Here is a 4,928-nt window from a genome sequence, read left to right on the forward strand (position 1 = left end):
TATTAATGAGTGTAAAACATAAAGGATCATGCCTTTGCGGTGAAGTAAGTTTTGAAGTAGAAGGTGAATTTGATAGTTTTTTCATGTGCCATTGTCAATACTGTCGCAAAGACACTGGTTCGGCTCATGCATCTAACTTATTTTCGACTACAGCTGTACTAACGTGGCTATCAGGGGAAAATAACGTAAAGACTTATAGTTTGCCATCTACAAGGCACGTTAAGTGTTTCTGTACGAACTGTGGTTCTGCTCTGCCAAATGTTCAAATGGGAGGGGCATTTTTAGCTGTACCAGCGGGAAGTATTGACACAAAAATTGCAAATAAACCAAATGCTCATATTTTTGTTGCAAGCAAGGCAGACTGGGATCAAGACTTAGAGCAAATTCCTATGTTCGAAGGGCTACCATGTTAAATTCAGGAAACACATAACAAGGCCATGAAGAGCGGAACCGTAATAGTTGGCTCGGTTTCGCTTCGCTTCACATTGTAGCCAACTATTACTTGTCCGCTTATGGCGGCGTTAGTTTGTATAAGGCAATGTGAATTAATTTAAGCTGAAAAAGTATATAAGGTTTTTTCTATTAACGCTTAGAAAGGAATTTTATGAGTATTGAATTTCAAAATGTTTTAGAAAATCCATGGGTAGTCGGGATAACTTGTACTCTCATTGGCTTCATGTTTAGAAAAATTACTGATTATATTTCTGGCTTAAGAGGGTATTTATCTGGTCGTTGGTATGGAGTAGCCTTAGATAATGAAGGAAATATACTAAAGTACGATGTGTATTACGTCAGACACTCGAAAGATGCTCTATTCGTTACAGGAAAAAGACTCTATCCAAAGGATCAAACTAATAGAACATGGGATTTTTATGGGGCGTATAGGGATAGAACTGTTTGCGGTTTTTTTAGATCCCTAGATCCTCAGATCAACAGTTTAGGCTGCGTATTATTGAAAAATGACAATAATACCAAAGTGTTAACTGGCTACTATATGACTCACTATGAAAAAACCGTTTCAGGTGGAGATTACTCAGAAGTTGTAGGCACAGTTAATTATAAATGGTGTAAAGAATTCGATGATAGTTTCTCACGCTTAAATAATTTTAAGGAACCACGAATATGGCAGAATTTAAAACTTTCTTTCTTTCAGCAAAGAAGAATGTAGAAGAACAATTGAGAGCAATATCCTGGAAAAATGACTGTGACTTATCGATTGAACATACAAGAGATGCAATGGAGTATATGGTATTTCTTGGTGATGGTGGAAAAAGAATAAGACCTGCTTTAACGTATGCTGCAGCAGAAATATTTGAACAGGATATAAACCAAGTACATAAATATTCTGTGGGCATAGAGCTTATACACACTTACACTTTGATATTAGATGATATTCAGGATAAAAGCGCTTTTCGCCGAGGTGAAGAAAGTTGTCACTCAAAATATGGTTTTGATACTGCAATATTAGCTGCAAACCAATTATTTGAATTGGGACTATTACCATTTCATCGTCTACCTGAAAGGGACTTATCTCTATTTTGTCCACTAATGCAAACCTTACATCGAGGGCAAGCAGCTGATCTAAATTCAGAGAAATGGGATGATTCATTCAATACGATTGAAAATTTACAGTACATTCATTCAGGAAAAACTAGTGCGCTGTTTCAGGTAGCATTGCTAGGTGGTGGAAGTGGAGAACATATCAGTTCAAAAGATAAACAAGCCTTAATAGATTATGGTTATTTTTTAGGTTTAGCTTTTCAAGCTAGAGATGATATTTTGGATTGTGTGGCAGAGTCAGAAGATTTAGGTAAACCAACCAATGCAGATGAAAATAAATTAACTTACCCCAAACTCTTTGGTGACGAAAAAAATGCTCAAGTTGAAGCTGACAGATTGGCAATGAAAGCTATTGAAAGTATTAAAAGGTTTGGTTCCTCTGCATCTTTATTAACAGAACTTGCAGAGTTTTCCGTCACTCGCAATAAGTAATTGTGAAATTACAAACTAACAAGCAACTAAACACGGATTCGGTTTACGGTCACGAGTTTTGCAAAAATACGCAAAACAACATGCCAGTATACCTCACAGGTTAGTTGGTCGTTAAGTTACACAAGATGGAGTGTGCATGGATTCAGAAATAATAACCTTAGTTGCAGCGGTCATTGGAATCTTTGGGGATTTGATCGCCATTACAGGCTATCTGTCAAAAAAGAACGAAGGGCATTCAGGCTTTAGTGTTTCTTTTTTGAATTCAGTTAGTCAAAAGGTGTACGCATACTTATTTGCATCGGCCACTTGGATTCTGTTGGTGCTAGTTTGGTTTCTTGGTTTCGAGCCATACGGGCCTTTTATCCTTGACCGTGAGGCCAATCAACTGGTGGCAATTATGATGTCATTCCCAGTGACCATCGCATTTCTGTTCTCGGCTAAGCATTTATTTAGCGGTGGCAGTAATGCAACTTAACAAGGCGTTGAAAAAGGTCGGACACATAGAAGCTTGCTGTGCTCTTTCGTCGCCAATTTTAGCAAGCTTTTATTTAGCCGCTTAACGCGGCGTTAGGTTTTCAATGATCGATAATCCTGTACCTCAAAATTGGAAAGAGCTGCAAAATGGGGTTTGCAGATTGTTCAACGATATTGGGTTGGTAGCAGAAACCGAGAAACTCTTACAAACACCCAGAGGTACAGTTGAGGTTGATGTATTCGCAGTTGATGAGAATAGCGTTGACCAAATCAAGTATCTTGTGGAGTGTAAAAATTGGTCTAATTCTATACCTCAGTCAGTGGTGCACTCGTTTACAACGGTTATGCATGAAACCGGAGCGAACATCGGCTTTATAGTTTCAAAAAAGGGTCTTCAGAAAGGTGCTGTAGAATATACTGAAAGCACGAATATCACGGGCATAACATATCTTGAATTGCAGAAACGTTATTTCAATGTTTGGTGGCAAAAATACTTCTGCCCTACGGTTGCGGATGCAGCCGATTACGTTAATCAGTACGTTGAGCCAATTAACAGCAGGCGTAGTAGATACTTAGAGAATCTCTCAAACGATAAACTTGGGGAATTCTACGAATTACAAAAACGCTATGCGGCTTTTGGAATGTTGATGTGGTTAATGGACATGGGGAGAATCGCTCCACAATACGCAGTTGATGGGCCGGTTTGCATTGATGACTATAAAAGAAAGTACGTAGAAACAATGGGAGACGAGTTTACGTTCAAGTCCAACACATATAGAGGACTGTTGGAAGAGTTTTGCTTGATGCTGAGTTCAATCGAGAACCAATTCAATGATATATTCGGCGAAAATATATTTAAACAAACCTAACAATGCCATAAACACGGAGGTCAAAAAGCTGCGCCGCTCGTTCCTCGCTCTACAGCTTTTTGCCTCCGGTTGTGGCTGGCGTTATATACCTCGAAGAGTAAACTTCTTCGCAAATCTAATAAAAACATAAATAGGGAAATTAAATGAAAGTCATTCAATATATATACTTAGCCTGCATACTAATATTTTCCTTTGATAGCTTGGCGATAGTCGTTCGCCATGATGTTCAAGCCAGCAACTATGAATTAGAAAAAACACCATCGTTTTTCGTCGATATGCCAGATGGCGGGCATGGTGCTTTGATAGCTCCTAATTGGGTCGTGACGGTAGCACACCTTGTAGTGGTCAATACTTTTTGGCCACCTCGTTATAAGTTTCCCAGTATTGCTTTTCTTTCATAATCGGTGAGCAACCATTATTGTGTTTGTGAGGTCGATACCGATTGTAATAACCCACTATATATTGCGAAATTGCTCCCGATGCCTCAGCCATACTTCGATATCCCACTCTAGGCATCCATTCTGTTTTAAAACTTCTAAAAAAGCGCTCCATTGGCGCATTATCCCAACAGTTTCCTCTGCGTGAAAGACTTTGCTTCATGCCATAACGCCAGAGTAACTGACGAAAGCTCTTGCTCGTATAATGACAGCCCTGATCACTATGGAATAGCACTCGCTTTGGGTTACCTCGGCTTTCATAAGCCATTCTTAAAGCTTTTTTCGTTAGGTCACTGTCCGGTCGAGCTGATGTTGCCCAACCTACAACTTTGCGAGCGTAAAGGTCAATTACAACAGCCAGGTATAGCCAACGAGAACCGCACCAGACATAGGTAACATCACCACACCAAACTTGATCTGGTGCTTGTGTGCTAAATGCTCTTTTCAATAAATTAGGTATGCTTAAGTGCTCTTTTTCTGCCTTGGAATACTTATGCGTTGGCATTTGACGACTAACCAATCCCTCTTGTTTCATCAGCTTACTCACCAACCAGCGGCTCGCTTTGAAGCCTGACTTTGCGAGCAGTTGAACCAAGGTTCGTTGGCCTGCGGAGCCATGACTTAGCCCAAACCAACGTTTCATTTCGGCAATTAAACGTAGCCGCTCGGGCGCTATAGTATGTGGTGTTTCGCGCCAATATCGGTAACTACTGCGCTGTACTTTAAATACAGCACACAAACGCTTCACAGGCCAGCTCTCTTGAAGGGAGCGGATCAGCGCAAACCTTTGATGGAGTCCTGCATCAAGAGAGCTGAAGCCTTTTTTAGGATCTCATTGTCCTCTTCTAGGCGTTTGAGTTTACGCTCAAGTTCGCGGATTTTAAGTTGGTCAGGGGTCAGGGGAGTCGCACTAGTGAGGTTACCGTTACGCTCTTCTTTTAGCTGGCGTGCCCACTTATCGACAGTGGATTTACCTAATCCCATCGCCTCGGCAACGTCTCTAACAGAGCGTTGTTCATCGACGACTTGTTGAGCGACTTCGAGTCTAAATTCAGGAGAATAAGTTGGACGAGTTCTTTTTGTCATATTTGCACCTAATCAGTTATGGTGATTCTATCACCTCTAATCAGGTGGCCAAATTTATTGTGCCACTACA

Annotated in this window: 6 protein-coding genes; 5 read left to right on the plus strand and 1 reads right to left on the minus strand. The window is 40.4% G+C overall.

Annotated features, from left to right (window positions below; genetic code table 11):
* The first annotated feature begins 5 nt into the window (after positions 1–5).
* From BET10_RS04045 to BET10_RS04065, 5 genes are all read left to right on the plus strand, one after another.
* Positions 6–413, plus strand: coding sequence for a GFA family protein (locus BET10_RS04045; RefSeq protein WP_070983629.1), 408 nt, complete (start codon positions 6–8; stop codon positions 411–413).
* A 191-nt stretch (positions 414–604) separates the two neighbouring features.
* A complete protein-coding gene (locus BET10_RS04050) occupies positions 605–1,168 on the plus strand; it encodes a hypothetical protein (RefSeq protein WP_070983617.1) in 564 nt (187 codons plus the stop codon).
* The gene (locus BET10_RS04055; RefSeq protein ID WP_070983620.1) at positions 1,123–1,992 is read left to right on the plus strand and encodes a polyprenyl synthetase family protein; all 870 of its coding nucleotides are present in this window, start codon (positions 1,123–1,125) and stop codon (positions 1,990–1,992) included. The genes BET10_RS04050 and BET10_RS04055 overlap by 46 nt, the downstream gene beginning before the upstream one ends.
* 136 nt (positions 1,993–2,128) lie before the next feature.
* Positions 2,129–2,467 carry a hypothetical protein gene (locus BET10_RS04060; RefSeq protein ID WP_070983622.1) on the plus strand — a complete coding sequence of 113 codons (339 nt, stop codon included), beginning with the start codon at positions 2,129–2,131 and terminating at the stop codon, positions 2,465–2,467.
* 103 nt (positions 2,468–2,570) lie between these two features.
* On the plus strand, positions 2,571–3,335 hold the full coding sequence (locus tag BET10_RS04065; RefSeq protein ID WP_070983624.1) for a restriction endonuclease: 765 nt from the start codon (positions 2,571–2,573) through the stop codon (positions 3,333–3,335).
* A gap of 345 nt (positions 3,336–3,680) precedes the next feature.
* On the opposite strand, the gene BET10_RS04070 is transcribed toward BET10_RS04065, so the two are convergent.
* A protein-coding gene (locus BET10_RS04070) for an IS3 family transposase (protein WP_096348924.1) occupies positions 3,681–4,858 on the minus strand; the annotation gives its coding sequence in 2 pieces (ribosomal slippage) (positions 3,681–4,600 and positions 4,600–4,858; 1,179 coding nt in all).
* Between the last annotated feature and the right edge of the window lie 70 nt (positions 4,859–4,928).

It is taken from the genome of Pseudoalteromonas amylolytica (assembly GCF_001854605.1).
In the GTDB taxonomy this organism is placed as follows: Bacteria; Pseudomonadota; Gammaproteobacteria; order Enterobacterales; family Alteromonadaceae; genus Pseudoalteromonas; species Pseudoalteromonas amylolytica.

What these genes read in the sequence shown, in the direction of transcription:
- BET10_RS04065 (WP_070983624.1), top strand. Translation starts at nt 2,571, where the DNA reads ATGATCGATAATCCTGTACCTCAAAATTGGAAAGAGCTGCAAAATGGG.
- BET10_RS04045 (WP_070983629.1), top strand. Translation starts at nt 6, where the DNA reads ATGAGTGTAAAACATAAAGGATCATGCCTTTGCGGTGAAGTAAGTTTT.
- BET10_RS04060 (WP_070983622.1), top strand. Translation starts at nt 2,129, where the DNA reads ATGGATTCAGAAATAATAACCTTAGTTGCAGCGGTCATTGGAATCTTT.
- BET10_RS04050 (WP_070983617.1), top strand. Translation starts at nt 605, where the DNA reads ATGAGTATTGAATTTCAAAATGTTTTAGAAAATCCATGGGTAGTCGGG.
- BET10_RS04055 (WP_070983620.1), top strand. Translation starts at nt 1,123, where the DNA reads ATGGCAGAATTTAAAACTTTCTTTCTTTCAGCAAAGAAGAATGTAGAA.